Raw genomic sequence first — 22,449 nt, 5'->3', positions numbered from 1 at the left:
CAATTGTATATTGTTGAAAGGAAAAGCCAGTCGATTCGTAATTGACTGGCTTCTTGCGTGTATATTAATGTATTTTATTGAATTGTCATAAATGTGCCTTGCACAGGCACCGACACATGGGCACCGACACATGCCTTGCACAGGCACCGACACAATTCCCGAACAATTCTTTTCACACAATATCTGTAAATGGTACACTAGCATGAAAGTGGGAATTATTTTGGGGGTTGGAGGAATTTGAAGATTCGATTGGGTGCTATTGGCCCTCATGACTCGGTTGAGATTGTTAAGAAGGCTGTTAAAGAGTTTGATGAGGTAACATTAATGATTTTCCCCTATGAAAAAATGGAGGACATCGAAACGATCATTCCACAAAATAAAGAGTTTGTAGATCAGTGGTTTTTTTCGGGTCAGGCTCCTTATAATTTTGCATTGCATCACAAGCTAATTACTAGTGAAGAGGGAAGTTTTGTCCCTAAAAATAGCAATAGTGTATATAGGACGTTGCTTGAAGCGCAGTTGGAGGAAAAAAAGATTTTTAAAAACATCAGTTTGGATACGATTCAGTCGACGGATGAATTGATGGAGACTTCCTTGCGCTCGATCACTATCCATTCCTTGTCATATACCGGGTATGTACCGAATTCCGAGCTCATAGAGTTCCATACGAAACTCTATGAACAAGGCAAAGTGGATATAGCTGTAACGTGCATAAACAGTGTGTATAATTCGCTGCGCCAGAGCGGTATACCTTGTTATCGTGTCACTCCGGATATGATGGCCATCCGTTTGATTATCCAATATTTGAAGCAGCGCGGGGTGACGCAATGGTATCGGAAAGCGCAAATCGCCATTTTAGAGATTGAAATATCCCCATCTGATTTGGAAAGCCATTTTACGTATAAGATGAAGCACAAAGAATTGGAACTGAAAAAACTGCTCCTCAACTTTGCAGAGAAGATTAACGGCTCATATGTTGAAATAGGAGATGGCCGGTATTTTATCTATACAACACGTGGTGAAGTGGAATTTCAGTTGGAAAAGGATTCGTTATTTGATTTAATCATGGAAGCGAGCGTGCAGAGTAAATTCACGATCCGGATCGGTCTCGGATATGGGATTACATCACTCGAAGCCGAGCAGAATGCAAGGCTGGCAACACAGTATGCACGGGTGAAGCAACGTCAAAGCATTATTATTGTAGATGAGAACAAGCGGATAACAGAGTTCGAAGATCAACAGAATTTCATTTCATATGATAACCGCAACTACAATGCAAAATGGAGTGAAAAAATGGCGCAAGCAACGATTAGTCCGGCTACTGTCAATCGGCTACTGTCGCTTGCTCTGCATTATAAGAAAACGCAAATCACTGCAAAAGAATTAGCAGTCTGGATGAACAGCACGGAGCGGAATGCCAGAAGGATTCTGACTGAATTGGAGAGTGCCGGAATGGCTGAAATTTCCGGAGAAGAACAATCGGGGCAAAAAGGCAGGCCCCGCAAAGTATTTAAATTACTATTCATAGAAAAATAAATAGATTCTTCTATTCAATTAGCATACTAACTTTGGCGTAGTGTCAGTATTTATGACACTACGCCAAAGTTAGTATTTTTTTACTTAATTGAAAACCAAGAAAATATACTATTGACAAACTATTCTATATTCATTATTATTAACGGAACAATAAGGGACAATTCCTTAATTGGTGTGGAGGGAAGAAGAATGGGAGAGATGATCTTTACAGCTACTGGAGACACATTCATTACAAGGAGGTTGCCGGGCAAGGATAAAAGCTTTTTGGAGTTATCCGGTTTACTGAAAAAGGCTGATGTGCGTTTCACCAATTTGGAAATTACTGTGCATGATGGTGAAGGAATCCCTGGGGCGGTGAGTGGAGGGACTTGGGCGAAAACCAAGCCGGCTGCTTTGCAAGACATCAAAGATTACGGTTTTAACTTGGTCGGTTGGGTGAATAACCATACGTTGGATTATTCCATTGAAGGTTTGAAGGCTACAGAACGGAATTTGGATACGTATGAGTTTGTTCATGGCGGAGCTGGATTGAACCTTGCAAGTGCAAGTGAACCGAGGTATTTGGAGACGGAAGCTGGTCGTGTAGCCATGATTGCAGCTACGTCGACATTCCACGAGTCTTGGGTGGCTGGTGACCAACGGCCCGATATGATCGGAAGGCCAGGCATCAATCCTCTTCGCTATCAAACTATTTATCATGTTACGCAAGAGCAGCTCGCACACTTAAAAAAGATTGCTAGTTCAACGAAGATCAACGCAGTCCGTGATATGAGCATTAAAGAGGGATTCAAGGTTGAACGGAAAGATGGTCTATTCGAATTTGGCGGGCATCTGTTCAAGGAAGAGAAGCAAGAGGGGAAGACGACATCGCCTATTCCGAACGATATGAACCGGATTTTACAGGCGATCCGTGAAGCGAAAAGGCAAGCGAACTATGTACTTGTCAGCATCCATGCACATGAAATGCTAGCGGATGATAAAGAACAACCTGCACAGTTCCTGGAGACTTTTGCGAGGGCATGCATTGACGAAGGGGCGCATGCAGTCGTCGGTCACGGCCCTCATCTAGTACGTGGCATCGAAGTTTATAAGAATAGGCCAATTTTTTATAGTCTCGGAAACTTCATTTTCCAAAATGACACAGTAACCCACCTGCCAGCCGATTTTTACCAGGCTTATGATCTATCACATACGAATACTGTTGCGGATGCTTTGGATGTCAGAAGCAAAGACAACTCGATCGGCCTGGGCGTTAATCCGAAAATATGGGAGTCCGTCTTGCCGATTTGGAAGATGGAGAATGGGGAGCTTACAGAATTGAATCTGCATCCGCTGGAACTTGGGTTTGGAAAGAAAAGGTTTGAGCGCGGATGGCCAGTCCTTAGTGATAATACAGCTGTTTTGGAGCGACTGTCAGAATTATCGGCACCATACGGTACTGAGATTCACATAGAGGAGGGGGTTGGAAAGGTACTGTTGAAGAAAGGGGTGTATGTATGAATGAAAAGAAAGCGCTTTCCTATAAAAGTGAAAATGGGAGGAATGGAATGATGAAGAAGTTTGTCCTTTTGATTGTGGCATTATTTGTTTTTGCACTTGTTGGTTGCAGTAAGGATGAGCCAAAGGATGGCGAGGGTTCTGCAGAAGCGGAATATGGGGGTACATTAAAAGTTGCGATGAGTGCACAGCCGCCGACATTAGATGTCCATTTGACAACATCTTCTGATGCGATCGATGTTTCGCTGAACATTTACGAAACACTTGTAGCCCAAAACAGTAAGCAGCAGGCTGAGCCGGTTCTTGCAGAAACTGTTGAAAAAAGTGATGACGGCCTAACATATACATTCAAACTACGGAAAGGCATAAAATTCCATAATGGCAAGGAAATGACCGCAGATGACGTCGTCGCTTCCATGAACAGATGGGTGGAAAAGTCGTCAAGGGCAAAGGTGTTACTGGCCGGTTCAACTTTTGAAAAAGAGGATGACTATACGGTTGTGCTAAAGCTGCAGAACGCTGTTACAGATGTGCTTGACGTCATGGCAGGAAGAGGGCAGTTTCCAGCTATCATGCCCGCTGAAGTACTTGCATCTGCAGGCACTGACGGTGTCTCCGAGTATATCGGTACGGGTCCATTCAAATTCACCGATTGGAAGCAAGACCGTTTCATTCATTTGACAAAATTCGATGACTACTCGCCTGCTGAAGGTGAGCCGGACGGATTGGTTGGCAGCAAGACAGTTTACGTCGATGATGTGGAATTCCATATTGTCACAGATTCATCGACTAGAATGGCGGGAGTCCAAACGGGGGAATACGATATTGCTCTGAATATGCCATTCGACAGCTATGAGCAATTAGTGACTACAAGCAATTTGCAAACGTTTTCGCCATTTGACAAAGGGGCAATCAGTCTCGTTTACAATAAAAAATCAGGAATCATGACAAATCCGGACCTTCGCAAAGCGATTAATGCCGGTATTGACTCACATTCCGTCATGCTTGCGGCAGTTGGAAATGAGAAATTATTCAAGTTGAGCCCGAACTTCATGAGTCCGGAAAATGCCGACTGGGCAACGGATGCGGGCAAAGAGGTCTATAACTTGGGCGATGTTGAAAAGGCGAAGCAATTATTGAAAGAAGCCGGCTATAACAACGAAGAAGTTATCCTTTATGCGACTGGGGATTATGATCACCATTACAATTCAGCCGTCGTGTTGAAAGAACAACTTTCAAAAATGGGTGTCAACGCAAAACTTGAAATCTATGACTGGCCAACATTGCTGGATAAGCGGAATGGTCCTGAAAACTGGGATTTGATGGTTGCGGGAATCAGTTATGTAACTACGCCATCGCAATTACTCGCTGTCAACCCCGATTGGCCGGGATGGACAAATGATGAAAAGATTTCGACTACATTAGATGAAATCCGTGTAGCTGCAACTAAGGAAGAAGCAAAGGAGAAATGGAGCGATCTGCAATCCTATATGTGGAATGAATATGTTCCCCACACGCAGTTCGGTCATTATGCTTCAGTTATATCGGCAACAGATAAGTTGGAGGATTTGACAATATTCAATACAGCGCTCCTCTGGGAAGTGAAGAAAACTAAATAATTGATAAAGGAAAAAGTCGGCCCTTATGAATAAGGGCCGATCTCTTATCTGAAATGAAAAGGAGGAACTGCTTATGAAGATGTATTTTCTCAAACGGTTGCTATCGCTCATCCCGGTCCTGTTCATCGTTTCAATCGTCATTTTCATGATCATCCATTTAACACCGGGCGATCCAGCTTCATTGGTGCTTGGTGAAGAAGCGACGGAAGAACAGATTCAAGCTATGCGCGCCGATATGGGACTCGATCTCCCGATTTTGACACAGTACTTTCATTGGATTGGAAATGCCCTCCAAGGGGATCTAGGCACTTCATATTTCATGCGGCAACCTGTGACGGAAGCGATTGTAAGCCATTTAGCTCCAACCATTTCAGTGGCGATCATTGCAGGAACCATCTCGCTGCTCATTTCGATTCCTATCGGTATTTTGGCGGCGACACGCAGAGGCACGAATACAGACAGAACTGTTATGGGAATTTCATTGATTGGAATGAGCGTTCCAAGTTTTCTGCTTGGCTTGTTTCTAATCCTGCTTTTTGGCGTCAAGCTGCGCTGGCTCCCTGTAGCCGGCTATCAGCCTATTACCGATGGGTTTTTTGGACATATCAAATATCTGATCTTGCCATCCATTGCACTTGGTTCCATGCATGCGGCGCTTATTGCAAGAATGACCCGTTCAAGCTTGCTTGAAGTTTTGAACATGAATTACATAAAGACAGCCCGTTCAAAAGGGGTCCACGAATATTTGATCATTACGCGCCATACGTTGCGAAATGCGTTTCTACCCATCCTCACAGTCATCGGACAGACATTCGGCTCGCTGATTGCAGGGGCTGTCGTGACGGAAACGATTTTCAACATCCCTGGAATCGGACAATTGATCATCAATTCAGTTGAACGGAGAGATTATGCGGTTATTCAAGGCGTAGTTCTATTCGTCACATGCACCTATGTGCTGATCAATCTAATCGTCGACTTACTATATGGTGTCATTGATCCGCGGGTCAGATTGAACAAGAAATGATGGGGGAGGGAATCATGTGCATGTAGCTCAGGAACAAGACAAACTGTTGAAAGATGAATTCATTCTTGCGAAGAAACGATTAAAACGCCATCAGAAAAAACTCCTGTTTCGAAGACTGATACGCAATCGGGGCATTCTGTTTGGCGGAATCATCATGGTGTTATTGACATTGCTTGCGGTTTTCGGTCCGATATTTGTTCCGTACGACCCGTACGAAATGGTTGTGACGGATCGATTAATGGCTCCTGGTGCCCAACATTTTCTTGGTACTGACAACTTTGGACGGGATTTGCTCACCCGCATGGCGTATGGTGCACGCGTGTCCCTTAGCGTCGGATTGTCAGTCTCCCTCCTCGCTTGTTTCTTTGGAATGCTGATCGGTTTGCTGGCGAGCTATTTCAAAGCGCTCGATAACGTATTGATGAGAATATGCGACGGGTTGATGGCGATTCCAGGAGTTTTGCTTGCAATCGCTTTGGTGGCGGCTCTTGGCCCTAAAATGGAAAACGTCATCCTCGCATTGACGATTGTATTCGTACCGAACGTCGCTCGTGTCGTCCGTTCAGCAGCAATTGTAATACGTGAAGAAACGTATATAGAAGCCATTCGTGCACAAGGGGCAAAAACGTGGCGGATCATCGTGTTGCATATTGCGCCGAATACAGTTGCTCCATTGATCGTCCAGGCTTCTTTCATTTTTGCAGATGCCATTATTACCGAAGCGGCTTTGAGTTTCCTTGGAGCAGGGATACCGGCTCCGGATCCAAGCTGGGGCAACATCTTGCATGACGGAAAAGTATTCATATTTAATGCTTGGTGGATGACTGTTTTCCCAGGGATTCTAATTGTGCTATCGGTTTTCGGTTTGAATTTATTAGGTGATGGCATCCGGGATTATATCGATCCTCATACAAGCAAATGACACTGGATTTAAGTGAAAAAGGAGGGTGCTAGAATGAGTCGGGAAAAATTACTTGAAGTGAAAAATCTGAAGACGCACTTTAATACGGAAAACGGCCGAGTGACCGCAGTCGATGATGTCTCTTTTCATGTTGATAAAGGTGAAATATTGGGGATTGTAGGGGAATCGGGATGCGGGAAAAGTGTGACATCCCAGTCCATTCTTCGGCTATTTGACGAAAAATATTTAGTGAAATATGAAGGCGAAGTCTTATTCAAAGGTGATATAGATTTATTGAAGTTATCCAAATCCGAAATGAGACATGCTCGCGGCAATGAAATTTCCATGATCTTTCAAGACCCGCTTAGTTCATTGAATCCAGTATTGACAATCGGTTTTCAAATCGCTGAAGCTCTTATGCTGCATGAGAAAATCACAAAAGAGGCTGCATTTGAGCAGGCAATTGAAATGCTGAAGCTGACAGGCATTCCATCCCCTGAAAAACGGGTGCATGATTATCCGCACCAATTATCCGGCGGAATGAGGCAGCGTGTCATGATTGCCATGTCACTTGCATGCAAACCGAGACTGCTCATTGCAGACGAACCGACAACTGCATTGGATGTCACGATTCAATCCCAGATATTGGACCTGATTGAAGACATTAATAAGCGCTTTGATATGGGGGTCATCTTCATTACGCATGATTTAGGGGTTGTCGCAGGCCTTTGTGATCGGGTCGTCGTTATGTACTTGGGCCAAATCGTCGAAGAGGCGGATATCCTGAATTTATTTGAAAATCCGATGCACCCGTATACGAAAGGCCTTATTAAATCGATCCCGCATATGGATGGCGACAGGAAAGAGGAATTACATGTCATTTCAGGAACAGTGCCGTCCCTCGAAAATGTACCGGTCGGTTGCCGATTCGCGGAGAGATGCCAATTTGCTGATGAACTTTGCCAATCGAAAATGCCTGATCTCAGGGTGGTAGGAGAAGGTCAGAAGGTCCGATGCTGGCATGCGGAGAAAATAGCAGAGCAAGAGGAGGCGCCAGTGTATGTTACAAGCTGAAACCGAAAAGAAGGTACTGCTTGAAGTGCAGGGGTTGAAAAAATACTTTCCAGTGAAAGGCCTGGGGATGTTCGGCGGGACCCAACAGTATGTGAAAGCGGTTGATGATGTAAGTTTTACGTTATATGAAGGGGAGACGTTTGGGCTTGTCGGTGAATCGGGCTGCGGGAAAAGCACAACTGGAAGGACGATCATGCGGTTGACCGAGCCGACCGAGGGAAAGGCAGTGTATCGGAATGTGGACATCTTCGGACAATCCGGTAAACAGCTTAGGAAGACGCGTGAAGAAATCCAAATGGTGTTCCAGGATCCGTATTCTTCATTAAACCCGCGTAAAAGGATCGGGAGTACACTCCAAGAGCCGTTGATCGTCCATAAACTTGGACAGCGGAAAGACCATACGGAACGTGTAATGGATATTATGCAGAAAGTCGGCCTGCAGCTTGACCACTTTTATCGTTTTCCGCACGAGTTTTCCGGTGGGCAACGGCAACGGATCGGGCTGGCGCGTGCATTGATCGCCAATCCGAAATTAATCATTTGTGATGAACCGGTTTCCGCATTGGATGTATCTATCCAATCCCAAATCGTGAATCTATTACAGAGAATGCAAAAGGAATTCAACTTAACGTATTTGTTCATTGCACATGACATTAGTGTCGTGCGACATATCTCCGATCGGATCGGTGTAATGTATCTTGGAAAAATGGTGGAGACTGCGCCGACGGATAACCTTATCGGAAAGCCATTGCATCCATATACGCAAGCTCTTTTATCCGCGGTGCCGATGCCGAATCCACGCATCAAGCGAGAACGGATTACGCTAAAAGGCGAAATCCCGTCCCCGCTGAATCCGCCGTCGGGCTGCGTATTTCATACTCGCTGTCCGTTCGTAATGGATAAGTGCAAAACGGTTCAACCGCTCAATAAGGAAGTTGGGCAGGATCATTTTGTCGCTTGCCATTTATATGACTAAGGAGGGCCATTGATGACTGATGAAGAGAAACTATTATTGGATTTTTTAACAGTGAACTCTGCATACGAAGCGAAGGTTGTACAGGGGACAGAAACATTCACTTTCCTTTCGAAGATGACAGGAATCCCTCAAGTATGGAAGCTCGACGCAACTGGCGAGCCGTTCCAATTCATAGACATGCATGACCGCGTAATGAGCGTTCATCATTCACCTGCAGGAGACCGGACAGTCATCGGGGTGGATAGCAAGGGGAATGAAAAGCAGCAACTGTATATCGTTGACGTGACCGGAAGCAATCCTGAAGTTCTCATGGAATCAACTGATCATTTCCATTATGTCGGTGGCTGGTCAAAAGACGGCCGGCATCTATCCTATTCCAGCAACCGTCGTCATCCCGGTTATTTCGATGTGTTCATTATCGACGTGGATACGAAAGAAGTGGAGCAGGTTTTTACGTGCGACAGGAATTGTGTTCCGCTCGGTTGGCTGGATGACGAATCGATTTTTATTAGCATCAAGGAAACGAATATCGATAGTTCCGTTTATATCGTTAATATCCGAACGAAGGAAAAGGTGCGTCTTGGTCCGGACGGGGCACTTGCCCGTATACTGTCCCCGGTAATCAGGAAAGACGAAGGGTTCGTCCTTACGGATGCAAATGAGGATACGTTGCATTTATGCAGGTTTTCATTACGAGATCCCGGCAGCCTTGAAAAGCTTCTCCATTGGGAGAAATGGGATATGGAAGAGATTGCACTTTCGCCGGATGGAGAAAAGCTTTCATTTACATTGAATGAAGGCGGCATTACTAGATTAGGTGTTTATTACCCAGGTCAACAGACTTGTGAAGTAATTGATTCGCTTCCGGAAGGCGTTATCGGGTCAATGTCATGGCTATCGAATCAATCATTTTTATTTACACTTAAAACCCCTACGGATCCGGGAGATATTTGGAAATATGATTTGACTGCGAAGAAAGTGGAGCGACTGACATTCTTAGGGCGATCGAAGTCCGTAGGCAAGTGTTGGATAGAACCCGAACTGCACACCTATCAATCTTTTGACGGCTTGGAGATTCCGTATTTCTTTTATAATAAAGACGAGGAAGGACAGAAGCCTGCTGTCATCTACGTGCATGGAGGACCTGAAGGACAGTCGAAGGCGGAGTACAATCCTGTTCTGCAGTATCTTGTGTACAAAGGTTTCGCGGTAGCGGTCCCGAATATCCGGGGGAGCAACGGGTACGGCAGGAACTATTTGAAGCTGGATGACGCGGATAAAAGGATGGACGCAGTGGCGGACTTGGCAAGTTTGGCAAAAGATCTAGCTGCATCCCATACTGTTGATCACGGTAGGATCGGCATTATGGGCAGAAGCTATGGCGGGTTCATGGTGTTGTCCGCATTGACGCACTACCCGGATCTATGGGCTGCCGGCATCGATATCGTCGGGATGTCCAATTTGAAGACCTTCTTGACGAATACAGGGGAGTGGCGGAGGTATTTGCGTGAGTGTGAATACGGCTCCCTTGAGAAGTACAGCGAGTACTTCGATGAAACTGCTCCTATGAATTTAACGCATAAAATTACAGCGCCGTTGCTCGTTTTCCACGGCAGGAATGATACGCGTGTGCCAGTAAGCGAAGCGGAGCAGCTCGTTGCCGATTTAAAGACATTAGAGCGGGAAGTCGAATTGGTTGTCTTCGAAGATGAGGGCCATCAGACAGAGAAGATTGGGAATCATATTGCGTTGCATACGAAGACAGTTGAGTTTTTTGATCGTCATCTAAATACTTCGAAAGTGGGGGACTTGTCACTATGAATGCAATGAAGCCGGAAGTCGTTAAGACAGTCAAAGCGCTTGCAAATGATGAAAGAGTGAAAAAAGCACTCGCGTTTTTGAAGTCGGATAATGACGCGACGACGAACGAGCAAATCGAGCTAACAGGAATTGAAGCCCCGACATTCAATGAATGGATCCGCGGGAAGGCATATAAGGAAAAACTTCAGCAATTGGGTGTTCAGGATATCCAGGTGGATGAAGTGGGGAATGTGTTCGGCATCCGAAAAGGAACCGGGGATGGACCTTCGCTCGTACTTAGTGCACATCTCGATACCGTTTTTCCAGCAGGTACCGATGTTCAGGCAAAGTGGATTGACGGAAAGGTGTATGCACCGGGAATTGCGGATGATGGCCGTGGGTTGGCAGTTGTCCTAACAATTCTTCGTGCGCTGAATCATGCGGATGTTGAGATGAAAGGCGATTTGATTGTCGGGGCGACAGTCGGGGAGGAAGGGCTCGGAGATTTACGTGGGGTGAAGCATCTATTTGCAACACGTGATGATATTGATGGATTCATTTCCGTCGAACCTGGGTCGCCTGAGAGGATCACCTATTTGGGAACGGGCAGTAAACGGTATGCCGTTACATACAAAGGGCCTGGGGGACATAGTTTCGGCAGTTTTGGGAAAGCGAATCCAATTCACGCGCTTGGAAGAGCGATTGCTGGAATTTCCGTATTGGAGACGCCTACTAATCCTAAGACAACGTATAATGTCGGTGTCATTAGGGGCGGAACTTCGGTCAACACGATATCGGAGTCGGGTAAGATGATCCTTGATCTGCGTTCCAACTCAGAGGAAGAGTTGGCGAAACTTGAGTCGAAGGTGCTTGAAATAGTACAGCAGGCTACGGCTGATGAGAATTCATTCAGAGGGAAGCCTGGCGAAGTGACAGTGGACATCGAATTGGTTGGAAATCGACCGGCGGGCAGCCAAAGCCATGAGGCGGACATTGTACAAACATCGATGGCGGCAGCAAGTGAATTAGGATTTGAACCGGTTTTGGAAGATGCATCGAGTACAGATTCCAATGTGCCAATCAATCTCGGCATTCCGGCCGTTACGCTAGGCGGCGGAGGGGACGCGGGAGGATTCCATACACTGAACGAATACTTTAACCCGACAGACGCTCATATCGGCGCGCAAAAAATCCTGCTGACAGTTGTTGGTCTTCTTGGTTGCGGGGAAACGATTGAACCATTGCTTGCGAAACGTCAAGCGGAAATAGCAAAAGGTTAACTTATGGAAAAAGTGTATCAATTCATTGATGACAATAAGGAAATGTACCTTGAATGGTTAATGGAAATTTGCAAGATGCCCAGCGTCGCTGCTCAAAATCGCGGAATCGTTGAAACGGTCTTGCTCGTGCAGAAGCACTTAGAGGATTTGCATGCGGACGTGAAAGTGATTGTAACGGATGGGAATCCGATTGTTTTTGGAGAATTGAAGTCCGAGAGTAAGAGGACGCTATCTCTGTATAATCATTATGATGTTCAACCGGAAGATCCGATTGAATTATGGGAAAGTCCACCCTTTTCGCCTGAAATAAGAGATGGGAAACTATTTGCAAGAGGTGTTGCGGACAACAAGGGAACACTTATGGCGAGAATTTGTGCAGTTCACGCATATAAGCAAGTGTATGGGGACTTGCCTGTGAACTTGAAGTTCATCGTGGAAGGCGAGGAGGAAATCGGCAGTCCTAATTTGGAGGCATTTGCTGATAAGTATATTGATATGATACGTGCGGATGCGAATATATGGGAAAATGGCTTCAAGGACGTGGAAGGGAATCTGCAAGTAAGTCTTGGCTGTAAAGGCATGCTCTACGTTGAACTGCATGCAATGGGCGCTAATACCGACTTGCATTCCGGAAGGGCCGCAATTGTTGAAAATCCTGCTTGGCGATTAGTTTGGGCGCTTGCTTCATTGAAGAATGAAAAAGATGAAATCCTGATCGAGGGCTTCTATGATAAGGTCCTTCCTTTGACAGAAGCGGAACGCAAGTTGACGGAAGGGATGGAGTACAACGAAGAGGAGGAGCTCGAGCAACTGGGCTTGTCTCAATATATCAACGGATTGTCAGGGTTTGACTTGAAAGAGAAATTGATCTTCCAGCCGACGTGCACGATTTGCGGAATCGAATCAGGGTACACTGGACCCGGCTCGAAAACGGTACTCCCTTCCGTTGCCAAAGTAAAGCTGGATTTCCGTCTCGTTTCGGAACAGGATCCCGATGAAATTCTGGAGTTATTGCAGATTCATTTGCTGAAACATGGGTTTGATGACATTAGAGTAGTACCACTGAAAGGCACCCGGGCCGCCACGACAGACATTGAAGATCCTCTTGTGGAAACAATCAAGAACAGTGCGAAGGAGTTTTACGGAAAAGAACCACAATTGCTGCGCTCCCAGGCAGGCACCGGACCGATGTATAATTTTTGCCAGAAGTTCGGCATCCCTTCCGCAGGCTTCGGAGTAGGCCATGCAAACTCCAAAAATCATGCACCCAATGAAAGCATTTATGTCGATGACTATTTCGAAGGCATAAAGTTCATGGCACTGGTCATGCATAATTTTGCGAAGTGAAGTTGCTTCAAACCGGTGCTCAAACGGGTGCCTGTGCAGCATACTATTCAGTTTATTCACTACAATTGTATATTGTTAACTTGGGAAGCCGGTCATTCAGGGAAATGACCGGCTTTTATCTGTTTATTTATACTTTTAGTTGAATTGTCATAAATGTGCCTTGCATAGGCACCTCTTCCTTTGTGTACCTATCCAATCCGCATAAGTTGCAGACTGGCCATTTTATAGCTGCAATGTTCTTGTAATTCGGCGATCAGTTGGACGATGTCGCCTTCCTGTAAGGAGACTAGTTGGGTGTTTGTCAATGTTGTGGAAATCAAGGATTCCGTTACGGATGAATGGACATGGATGTTGTCATTTATTTTCATCCGAAATGCTGAAGGGGTGCAGCTGATGACTTTCGATTCCAGAACGACGGTGTAGCTAATTTGGTAAATTCCATCCTTTAAAGCTTGTAATCCGTTGCGAACGACTTTAATGTCTTGTAACGGTCCGGCAATTTGGAAATTGACAGTCCCTGACGCCGAGCTTTTCGTTGTTGTATAGGCATATCCGTATGTCGTATCAAACGTCCCGGCAGGCCCGCGTTCCCCTTGTGGTCCTTGAGGTCCTGTTTCGCCTCGTTCACCCCGTTCTCCTTTCTGGCCATCCGGTCCTTGATAACCCCGGGGTCCCCGATCTCCTTTTGGCCCAGGTGGACCTTGTTCCCCTTTGGGTCCGGGGCGCCCCGGTTCCCCTTGTGGTCCTTGATAGCCCCGCGGACCTCTTCGTCCTCTGTTTTCACTACCACATTTACAGAAGAAATCTTCATTACATTTTGGACACCGCTCCATTAATTTTCCTCCTTTTCACTGGTATGTTTCTTATAGGGCATTCATCTGCGGATGGTAATTGGTGCAGATAGAAGTGTGCTCCCCGAGCTGGAATAGATGGAGATTGCCCTTGTTTCATCAGGTGGTATGGTAGACCCTTCGACGCGATATTCCCATTCGCCAAGTGCGTCGACTGGCACTTGAGCAAGAAGGATACCTGCTGCTTCATTTCCGATGAAGATTGAAATGGCAGCGCCACTGCCCAGCACATCCGATGTCCCGGTCAGGCGCCATTCTGCATCCCGTGTCCGGAATTCTGCCCGGGTGACCGTTATAGTACCTGTAGGTGTCGGGGTGGAATCGATCACATGGATGTGTACTTCATCGGTAGAGGTACCTTCTTCACCAGTGACGGCTAATTGAAAGGTCAGCGTTTCTGTTGTGTTAGGAGCTATGAAAGAGGGGGTTAACGTATCTTCGTCTCGTAATGCAACGGGTGTACCTGCCAGTTGGGTCCAATGAAATGAAATGATTGTTCCGGTCGATCCGGTACCGTTCAGTGTCACCGTTGCGCCGAATAGCACAGTCGCATCATCCCCGGCGTTTGCTGCAATTGGGGCTGGAGGAGACGGGGTACCATTCACGGTTACCGGGATTGTTCGACTTCCACCAGCGGTAGAGTGAATTTTCACAGTGGCGGGGGGAGATGGAAGGTTCATTGAAAGCCCGGTCGATGGAATGACGAGCTCGCCGTGTCCAAAGTCTGCTGCGGATAATGTCGGCGTTCCGACTACGTCACTGGAAACTGCTTCGATCGTCAGGTTCTGCGAATCGATATCGAAGTTTGCAGAAGCTGTAATGAAGTCGACGGGTGCCACATCTTTACGACTGTCCGGCTCATCGCTCACATTTGTAACGGTAATCAAACTAGGTGGACGGTTTCCTGTAAATTGGACTCGGGCAAAATACTGTCCATTGCTTCCTGCTAATACGGTAGGGTCAAGCCCTGTGCCCGTCACTTGTATCGATTGATCCGTATCGTCGGAAGTAGCAAACACATCAACAACTCCAACATCATCAGCGTTTTGGGTGTACGTTGCCCTTGGGACATCGACACCGGAAATTGTGGAGATTTTACCTAACAGACTGAAATTTCTCGTCTCAATGCAGTGGTCCGGATCAAACCCTGGTGTGGTGGTACGATCTGGCGAGCCGATGCCGATGCCGGGACCTTCAATGCGGAAATAGTTTTGTGGATGGCCGGTCGGATCGACAAAAGGACTTCCGATAATGGGGTGAAGTACGTTCGGATCACCGATGTATCCTGCAGGGGCGGCTGGTGCGACAGCCGGATCCCATTGTATAAAAGGTTGGACACGGCTATTCAATACAACGTCAAAATCTCCGCCGTTCATTCCCCCAAAGTCTTCCGTGAAATTGATCTCTCCGACTGTTGGATTACGTGGATCCGCCTCCGCTATAAACGTGTCAACTCCATACGGGTGCGTGACGGTGTATTGTGCATTCGCTTGTAAACCGTCAACACGCACACGGACTCTCGCAAATACGATTTGTTCATTCATCCTTGGCACTTCATTCACAAATGCAGCCTCCAGCGCCAATACGAGTCTCGCCCTTTCTCCCGTGCCGGTTGTCATTTCCGCTTCTGCCTGTAGATAAAAAGCTTCATCCGGATAGTTGTCGGGAAAAGATACAGGTTGTGTAGGGGCTGGTAGATCAGCAGATGCAATGCCGGAGAATGGATCAGTCGGGTCGACGTTCAATTGGAGGCGCAAGCCATTTTCATCCTTATACCAAATTGGAAAACCATCAAACGGATTGATGGGGCCAAGTCTCATAACATCTCTCCTAATAAAATGATAACTAAGGGAAACCACATCCCCTGAATCTACTATATGCCCAAGACTTTTGCAGAGGTGGGACAATTGAATCAGTGCGCCTTCTTTTATAGGGTCATTTCACTAGGACTAGTTTCATTTGGAAACAAATTGTCATAACGTAAGCAGAGGTGAGGTCTTGGATATACCCATTTGGCTGTTCATCTATGTGGATAGTTGCTTGTTTCTCATCTTTTATTTGTATGTACGGAAAATCAAAAAGCGGATCGGTTTTCAATTGGGGATGAATATAAGCATGGTGATGGGTGGAATGATTGCAATGCTTTCGGGTGTTCTGTTCATTCTTCAATTTCCTTTCCATTTCACGTATATTACAATGCTCTCCGCCTTGATTGGAATGGGATCAGGGGCCGTATTCGGCAAACTTTTTGATCATGAGACGTTTGTGGCGGGCCTGACAAATGGGGCCGTTGTCGGATTAATGGCACCGATGATCGGGACTGTTGTCGAGATGCCCGGGAGATTCGTTTTGGGCCTCCACATTTTATTCGCTATGAGCATGGTTATGATTTTGAGTTCTGTTATAAGGTCGTGAGGCTACTTGTTGCTCATACTCGTTTTACTTCTGTGGAATGTCGGCGAGATGGTTTATATTTACAGGGTATTCCGGAAGAAGCAAACCCTTTTTGACGATCGGTACACGAAGACAATGTGCATGGCGCTGTCCTCGATTTCTTCCTTCGTCATCGCCCTTTATCTGCAATTGCTTCTCCCGCTTCACCCCGTTACGTATTTTCTTCCTTCCTGTGCAGGACTTTGGATTGGGTGGAAATTCGGTTCATTCATGAAAGCCCCTGCCTCTTTGAACGGAATGTATAACGGCGCTCTCGGTGGCATAATGGGCATGATGTTTGGCGCTGTCCTTCAAAACCCGGCGATTTGCAATATCCCGATTACGGAAGCATCCTTTACCTCTAATCTAGTGAGCCTCGTCCTTTTTTGCGCCGCGCTCCATACGCTTGTCCATCATTTCATACGCAAATCGCTGACAAAATAGGAAGGGATGAAGTTGCTGAAAATCGTATGGGGTATCGTTGTCCTCACTCTTGGATTGGCTGCGTTCTACTTGTTTTGGCCCCGCGCGCTTGAACTCCCGCAAATCGGAACTGTGGAAGAATGGCCATTTACCGAGGTGAATGGAAAAGAGGTGTCACAGCAAGATAAGCCGAAGCTCGTGACCTTTTTCTTTACCAATTGTCCGGATGTCTGCCCGATGACTTTTATTGAATTACAAGAACTCCAGGGGGAGATGCAGAAAAAAGGAATTGCGGACGATGAGTACATCATCGTGGCCGTTACGCTGGACCCGGAATTTGATACGGAGGAACGAATACGTCAGTATGCAGAAAATATGGGGATAACGGGCCCCAATTGGTTGTTTATAAGAGGTACGGAAGAAGAGACGAAGCAATTTACGCAAAGCTTTCATTTCACATATACGAAAAATGCCGAAGGGTTTGTCACCCATTCCACTTCGATGTATATCGTCGATCCAGAGGACCGTATCCGATCGCTTCATAACATGGCCGTTGGAACGAAACGGGTGAATGTCGAGGAAATTGCCGACCAATTGGAGCAGTTCATCAAATAAGGGAAGGGGGTATCCAGCATGTCCAAAGAGTTCAGTGAGTTGGCGACAGGCGAGCATCCGGAGTCCAACAAGCCACGCTTTCCACCGTATTCATCACCAACGAGCGCTGTTTCAGCGGAGGAAACCCGGATTCTCACAGAATATATCCAACAGAAAAATCTATTCCATGTCATTCGCCGAGACGAATCCCGACGGAAAACCCTTCTGTTAAAACAGTTTTTTAAAATGAAACGGCATCAGCAAGTTAGCATTATTTCATCGATCAATCAAAATGAAACGATCACTACCGTGGGGAATGTTGCCACAATCGGCAGAGATTTTGTTATGGTGACCGATTTGAAAAAGAGGACTTGGATTCCGTACGAAGCCATCGACTCCGCTACCATCCCCTTTGGATTTCCTACCTATTCAACCCCGCATCAACACCATATCTATGACAATCAACTTCAGCAAAAGCTTGTATTGCGTTTCGGGGAGACTGTAGCTGCAAAAGATGCATTGGTTCGCCAATTTTTTGAGGAAACGCTCCATACGAATCTTTCGACTTGGAATGGTGTCTGGATAGAGGTCAACACAGTAGAATGTTCATTCTTCGGGAAATTGAAAGGCGCTTCCAAAACGGAATGCGTTTTACAACGAATGAGCAGTGAACACCAAATCCCGTTAAGTGAAATTCGATTCATAACAACGATCGGGTCCGTTTCTCTATGGAAACGGTTCGGGAAACAAGTCTTCACTGCCTGTAGCCATAGAATAAAGGGATGGAGGGCGTAGTGGATGGGACTGAAAGAAGAAGACTTGCATGGGAAGTTAGAAATGTTAAAAGGGGAAGAGCTGCTCGTCATTACGAAAGCGACACAATTGAATTTATTAGGTCAAGTGTTCCGGCCCATTTTTTCTGGGACGGTGTCAGATGTCCAACTGGGCCATATAACGTTAACACCCGTCATTATAAAAATGGTGAATGCGCCGTTTTATCGGTTTCCTTTTCCGTTAAGCATTCCCCTTGAGCAGATCGTCTCGTATTCAACCGATGTGCCGAGTGATATGGCATTTCCACTAACATGAGCGAGGAGGGATGATATTTGGTTCAATCATTCAATGACAAAAAAGAGGAAGGGATTATCCATTATTTCCGGAAGAATATCGGGCGCCGAGCATTTATGTTAACCGAGGCGTTTCCTTTTATGTTCATTGGGAAAATCAAGTCGCTTGTTGAAGACATGGTCGTTTTGGATGTGGAGACGACATCCGTCCCCGCATTGGAGGGAAAGGAATGGTCGGTGCATATCCATTCCATTGAAGTCTTTTATATTGAAACAGGGATTGGTGCCAAGATTCCTCATCTGAAAGACAGCTAGAAAAGAGGGGGTTGTCAATGCTTAGAAAGTATCACGTAGTCGCTATTCCGATTCGGATCGTCTTGAACACGTTCGGCGACCATAATCCGAACGGAATGATGTATGTGTTGAAAGAGAACGAAGAAAAAGTGAAGCAGTCGGTGAAGGAAAATCCGTTCATGCCGGTACATCTCGTACAGCCTCTCATCATTCGGGCGAATGAAGGGGATACGGTGGAAATCCTGCTTGAGAATAAATTGCCGTTCCATGCAGGGCTTCATTTCCAGCAAGCAGAGTATGATGTCCGGACTGCGGATGGCGCAAACGTCGGGTTGAATGAAGATAGTACGGTGCCGCCTGGCGGATCATATGTGTATCGGATAAACGTTGTGAAAGAGGGAATCTATTTCTTTTCGGATCTGGGCCATCCTTCCAGCAGCGAGAACGGCTCGAATGGAAATGGATTATTCGGGGCTCTGTTTGTTGAACGGCGTTTTTCGTGGTGGACGGATCCAGAGACGGGGAAGCCGATGAATAGCGGGGTGTTCGCGGATATCCATCATCCTATTTTGCCGTCGTTCCGCGAGTATGCATGGGTCTTCCATGATGAAATGGAAGTGGATGATCTGACCGGGAATCGGCCGATCCATCATTTGACGAACCAAGAAGAAAGTTCGTTCCACGGTGCCAATTATCGGTTTGAACCGATTAACAGACGGCAGCAGTTGATTGCCGAAGGGGTCGTCTGCCCCAATTGTGAAGGGGAGGAAGTCCACCATGATTCATGGGTGTACGGAGACCCTTCGACCCCAATTTTACGCGGCTATGTCGGAGATCCCGCAAAAGTCCGGGTCGTTCACGGGGGGCTCAAGGAAACGCATGTTTTTCATTACCATGTGCATCAATGGCTGAGCGATCCCGATGATCTGGAATCAGAGATTATTGATGCTCAATCGATCAGTCCGCAAACCCATTATACAGTGGAACCGCTTTATGGATTAGGCAGCTTGCAGGGTTCTTTCGGTGATTCGGTTATCCATTGCCACTTATACCCGCATTTTGCGGCGGGCATGTGGGGACTGAACCGGGTTTTTAATACGCTTCAAGATGGAAGCCAGTGCTATCCGAATGGCGTTCCGATCAAGCCGCTGCACCCGTTGCCAGACCGGAAAGCGCCGCCTAAGCCGACAGCCGAAAGACCGGGGTTTCCGAATTTCATTCCCGGCAAGGTGGGCTATAAAGCACCCCGTCCACCGCTTGGCATTGTAGGGGGGCGGGGGTTGACAGAGTTGGAGCGGCATGCTGCGATCGTGAAACCAAGACCTGGAGCCGTCTTTACGGATCCTTGCCCCGAAGACGCACCCATCCGGGAATTTAACATCTCGTTGATCGAGCTGCCCATTACGTACAATAAGCAAGGATGGCATGATCCTAAAGGAAGAATATATGTGCTGGATGAAGACTTGGAAGATATTTGTGCAGGGAGGAAAGAGCCGGAGCCGCTCGTCATTCATACGCCTGCCCATACGGCTTTTACAATCAATTATACAAACCGTTTGCCGCATATTTTGGACGGGGATGCCTTTCAATTTGTCACCCGGGCATATGAAACGGGTTTTCATATCCATTTTGTCAAATTCGATGTGTTAGTGAACGATGGGGCGAACGTAGGCTGGAACTATGATTCCTCCGTATTGCCGGGTGAGACGATCCAGTACTGCTATTATGCCGAGTCCGAATTGAAAGCGTGGTTTTTCCATGATCACCTCTATCCGAATGCCCATCAACAGCATGGTGTATTCGGCTCTGGCGTCGTCCACCCCCGCTTTACGGAATTCCTCGACTCGCGGACAGGAGAGCCTGTCGTGCATGGAACACAAATTACGTCAAAGAATCCATTGATTCCGGATTACCGGGACTTTGCATTATTTGTACAGGATTTCACTTTATTGTTTGATAAAAACGGAAAACCGCTGCAACCGCCAAAGTTTCCGAGTTCCGATGACGATCCGGGTTTATTCGGCGTGAATTATAAGAACGAACCGTTGCAATTCAGGTTAGGGAAAGATTGCGATCCCGCTTATACGTTCAGCTCTTATACAAATGAAGACCCCGTTACCCCTATTTTGAGGGCGTATGAAGGGGATCCAATCCGGATCCGGCTGTTGCAAGGCTCGCAAGAAGAGTCCCATAGCTTCAACGTGCACGGACTGAGATGGCATAAAGAGCGGGGCAGTCTGAACTCGTCGTTGAAAGAACAGCAGCATATCGGAATCTCGGAATCGTTTACGATGGAGACGTATATCGAAAGAGCGGGCGACTATTTATGGGCGTTTGAAACGGAGGAGGATTTATGGAACGGGCTTTGGGGGCTGATCCGGGCATATGATGAGAAAGTGCCGGATTTAATATCATTATCCGACCGGCCCGAGCCATTAAAGCGTTCCAAACCGTTGCCGGAATTCACGGGTGACAAGCCGCCGCAAGCAGAAGATCCAACTATCCTCCCTGTGGAGGGGCCGGTCCGCTATTTTGACGTCGTCGCTTTCCATACGAAGCTGACATATAACGACTTTGGGGACCATGATCCGCATGGCATCATTTTCGCCTTACGAGAAGATCAAGAGGCCATTGTAAATGGTACGAAAAAGCCGGAGCCTCTCATTATCCGGGCGAATGTAGGGGATACCGTGGAAGTGACATTGACGAGCGAGTTGGAGTCGGAGAAGTTTCCGTTTCTAGATGGGATCTATCCATATCCTGTTGTTAAAGAACAAGCGTATTACCCGCCGTCTTTACGCATTTCCCTGCATCCTCAATTGATTCAATACGATGTCAAAACGTCTGCCGGGGAAACCGTCGGATTCAATGGCGACCAAACGGTAGGACTAGGGGAGAAACGGACGTATCGTTGGGTGGTGGATACCCAAGTGGGCGCTTGTGGGCTATGGGATATGGCGGATATCCGGAACCATAAATCACACGGAGCGTTTGGTGCATTCATCGCAGAGCCGAGAGGAACGGAGTATGTTGATCCGTATACGTTGCAACCCGTTGCATCGGGAGCGAATGTTGTGCTCCGGAACCCTTTCTTGGCCGATATGCGGGAGTTTGTCGTCATTATGCATGATGGGGTGCGGTTGTACGATAAGCAAGGGCAGGTCATCTTTGACCCGGTTGACGGAATTCTCGTCCCGCCGCCAGAGATGGACGAAGATTTACTTGATACGTACGACCAAGGTTCACGGGGGATAAATTATCGAAGCGAACGATTAATCAATCGTTATCGGAAACATCCGAAGCTGCATGAGTTATTCAGTTCCAAAGTGTTCGGGGATCCGGCGACTCCCGTTTTTGAAAGTTATGCAGGCGATCCCGTAACCATCCGGCTCGTGACGCCGGCTGAAAGAAGAAGAGCGCATTCTTTCCATTTGCATGGACATCGTTGGCGATTTGATACGAAAGACATCGAGTCGCGGACGGAAGCCTTTGTCGGATTTCATGTCGCGGGAGCGGTGAAGAACTTGGAGTTGCTTGGGGGAGCAGGGGCCTATGGGAAGTTCCCGGGGGACTATTTGTACCGATCCGGGAATATCCGATGGGATATCGAACAAGGCATGTGGGGCATTTTGCGGGTCCACGATAAACCGATTGCTGAACTGCGGCCTTTGGAGCAATAGGGAGAGGAGAACGATTTTCTCTTCTCTTTTTCTACATAGAAAGGAGGTATGCA

At 46.8% G+C, this 22,449-nt stretch carries 19 protein-coding genes; 17 read left to right on the top strand and 2 right to left on the bottom strand.

Annotation, left to right across the window (positions count from 1 at the left end):
- Positions 1 to 237 precede the first annotated feature (237 nt).
- The 10 genes from M3191_RS00980 (at position 238) to M3191_RS00935 (ending at position 13,054) form a co-directional block, all read left to right on the top strand.
- Complete coding sequence (locus M3191_RS00980) at positions 238 to 1,536, top strand: hypothetical protein (RefSeq protein ID WP_251697586.1); 1,299 nt, start codon at positions 238 to 240, stop codon at positions 1,534 to 1,536.
- Positions 1,537 to 1,725: 189 nt separating this feature from the next.
- Positions 1,726 to 3,036 carry a CapA family protein gene (locus M3191_RS00975; protein ID WP_251697585.1) on the top strand — a complete coding sequence of 437 codons (1,311 nt, stop codon included), beginning with the start codon at positions 1,726 to 1,728 and terminating at the stop codon, positions 3,034 to 3,036.
- Positions 3,033 to 4,652: an ABC transporter substrate-binding protein gene (locus tag M3191_RS00970; RefSeq protein ID WP_251697584.1), complete on the top strand. Its 1,620-nt coding sequence runs from the start codon at positions 3,033 to 3,035 to the stop codon at positions 4,650 to 4,652. The genes M3191_RS00975 and M3191_RS00970 overlap by 4 nt, the downstream gene beginning before the upstream one ends.
- A 73-nt stretch (positions 4,653 to 4,725) precedes the next feature.
- Entirely contained in the window at positions 4,726 to 5,676 is a 951-nt protein-coding gene (locus M3191_RS00965; RefSeq protein ID WP_251697583.1) for an ABC transporter permease, read from the top strand.
- 16 nt (positions 5,677 to 5,692) lie between these two features.
- Positions 5,693 to 6,598 (top strand): ABC transporter permease, encoded by a 906-nt coding sequence (locus tag M3191_RS00960; RefSeq protein ID WP_251697582.1) that lies wholly within the window; start codon positions 5,693 to 5,695, stop codon positions 6,596 to 6,598.
- A 33-nt stretch (positions 6,599 to 6,631) separates the two neighbouring features.
- Positions 6,632 to 7,651 (top strand): ABC transporter ATP-binding protein, encoded by a 1,020-nt coding sequence (locus M3191_RS00955; RefSeq protein ID WP_251697581.1) that lies wholly within the window; start codon positions 6,632 to 6,634, stop codon positions 7,649 to 7,651.
- A complete protein-coding gene (locus tag M3191_RS00950) occupies positions 7,638 to 8,627 on the top strand; it encodes an ABC transporter ATP-binding protein (RefSeq protein ID WP_251697580.1) in 990 nt (329 codons plus the stop codon). Before M3191_RS00955 ends, M3191_RS00950 begins: the two co-directional genes overlap by 14 nt.
- 12 nt (positions 8,628 to 8,639) lie before the next feature.
- Positions 8,640 to 10,448, top strand: a complete 1,809-nt coding sequence (locus tag M3191_RS00945; protein WP_251697579.1) for a S9 family peptidase — start codon at positions 8,640 to 8,642, stop codon at positions 10,446 to 10,448.
- On the top strand, positions 10,445 to 11,707 hold the full coding sequence (locus M3191_RS00940; RefSeq protein WP_251697578.1) for a M20/M25/M40 family metallo-hydrolase: 1,263 nt from the start codon (positions 10,445 to 10,447) through the stop codon (positions 11,705 to 11,707). Before M3191_RS00945 ends, M3191_RS00940 begins: the two co-directional genes overlap by 4 nt.
- 3 nt (positions 11,708 to 11,710) lie before the next feature.
- Positions 11,711 to 13,054, top strand: coding sequence for a M20/M25/M40 family metallo-hydrolase (locus M3191_RS00935; RefSeq protein ID WP_251697577.1), 1,344 nt, complete (start codon positions 11,711 to 11,713; stop codon positions 13,052 to 13,054).
- 188 nt (positions 13,055 to 13,242) lie between these two features.
- On the opposite strand, the gene M3191_RS00930 is transcribed toward M3191_RS00935, so the two are convergent.
- Both M3191_RS00930 and M3191_RS00925 read right to left on the bottom strand, forming a co-directional pair.
- A complete protein-coding gene (locus M3191_RS00930) occupies positions 13,243 to 13,887 on the bottom strand; it encodes a collagen-like protein (protein ID WP_251697576.1) in 645 nt (214 codons plus the stop codon).
- A gap of 41 nt (positions 13,888 to 13,928) precedes the next feature.
- On the bottom strand, positions 13,929 to 15,725 hold the full coding sequence (locus M3191_RS00925; RefSeq protein ID WP_251697575.1) for a PKD domain-containing protein: 1,797 nt from the start codon (positions 15,723 to 15,725) through the stop codon (positions 13,929 to 13,931).
- A gap of 178 nt (positions 15,726 to 15,903) precedes the next feature.
- Here M3191_RS00925 and M3191_RS00920 point away from each other — a divergent pair, with 178 nt between their 5' ends.
- From M3191_RS00920 to M3191_RS00890, 7 genes are read left to right on the top strand one after another with little or no spacing between them, the layout of a single operon-like run.
- Positions 15,904 to 16,320 carry a hypothetical protein gene (locus M3191_RS00920; RefSeq protein ID WP_251697574.1) on the top strand — a complete coding sequence of 139 codons (417 nt, stop codon included), beginning with the start codon at positions 15,904 to 15,906 and terminating at the stop codon, positions 16,318 to 16,320.
- A 9-nt stretch (positions 16,321 to 16,329) separates the two neighbouring features.
- Entirely contained in the window at positions 16,330 to 16,782 is a 453-nt protein-coding gene (locus M3191_RS00915) for a hypothetical protein (RefSeq protein ID WP_251697573.1), read from the top strand.
- A 12-nt stretch (positions 16,783 to 16,794) separates the two neighbouring features.
- The gene (locus tag M3191_RS00910) at positions 16,795 to 17,376 is read left to right on the top strand and encodes an SCO family protein (protein WP_251697572.1); all 582 of its coding nucleotides are present in this window, start codon (positions 16,795 to 16,797) and stop codon (positions 17,374 to 17,376) included.
- An 18-nt stretch (positions 17,377 to 17,394) separates the two neighbouring features.
- Positions 17,395 to 18,150, top strand: coding sequence for a hypothetical protein (locus M3191_RS00905; protein ID WP_251697571.1), 756 nt, complete (start codon positions 17,395 to 17,397; stop codon positions 18,148 to 18,150).
- Positions 18,151 to 18,153: 3 nt separating this feature from the next.
- Positions 18,154 to 18,444 carry a hypothetical protein gene (locus M3191_RS00900; RefSeq protein WP_251697570.1) on the top strand — a complete coding sequence of 97 codons (291 nt, stop codon included), beginning with the start codon at positions 18,154 to 18,156 and terminating at the stop codon, positions 18,442 to 18,444.
- Between the two features lie 17 nt (positions 18,445 to 18,461).
- Positions 18,462 to 18,737, top strand: a complete 276-nt coding sequence (locus M3191_RS00895) for a hypothetical protein (protein ID WP_251697569.1) — start codon at positions 18,462 to 18,464, stop codon at positions 18,735 to 18,737.
- 17 nt (positions 18,738 to 18,754) lie between these two features.
- Entirely contained in the window at positions 18,755 to 22,396 is a 3,642-nt protein-coding gene (locus M3191_RS00890; protein ID WP_251697568.1) for a multicopper oxidase domain-containing protein, read from the top strand.
- The last annotated feature ends 53 nt before the right edge of the window (positions 22,397 to 22,449 follow it).

The organism is Sporosarcina luteola (assembly GCF_023715535.1).
GTDB classification, from domain to species: domain Bacteria; phylum Bacillota; class Bacilli; order Bacillales_A; family Planococcaceae; genus Sporosarcina; species Sporosarcina luteola_B.
This window is presented reverse-complemented; position numbering and strand designations above follow the sequence as displayed.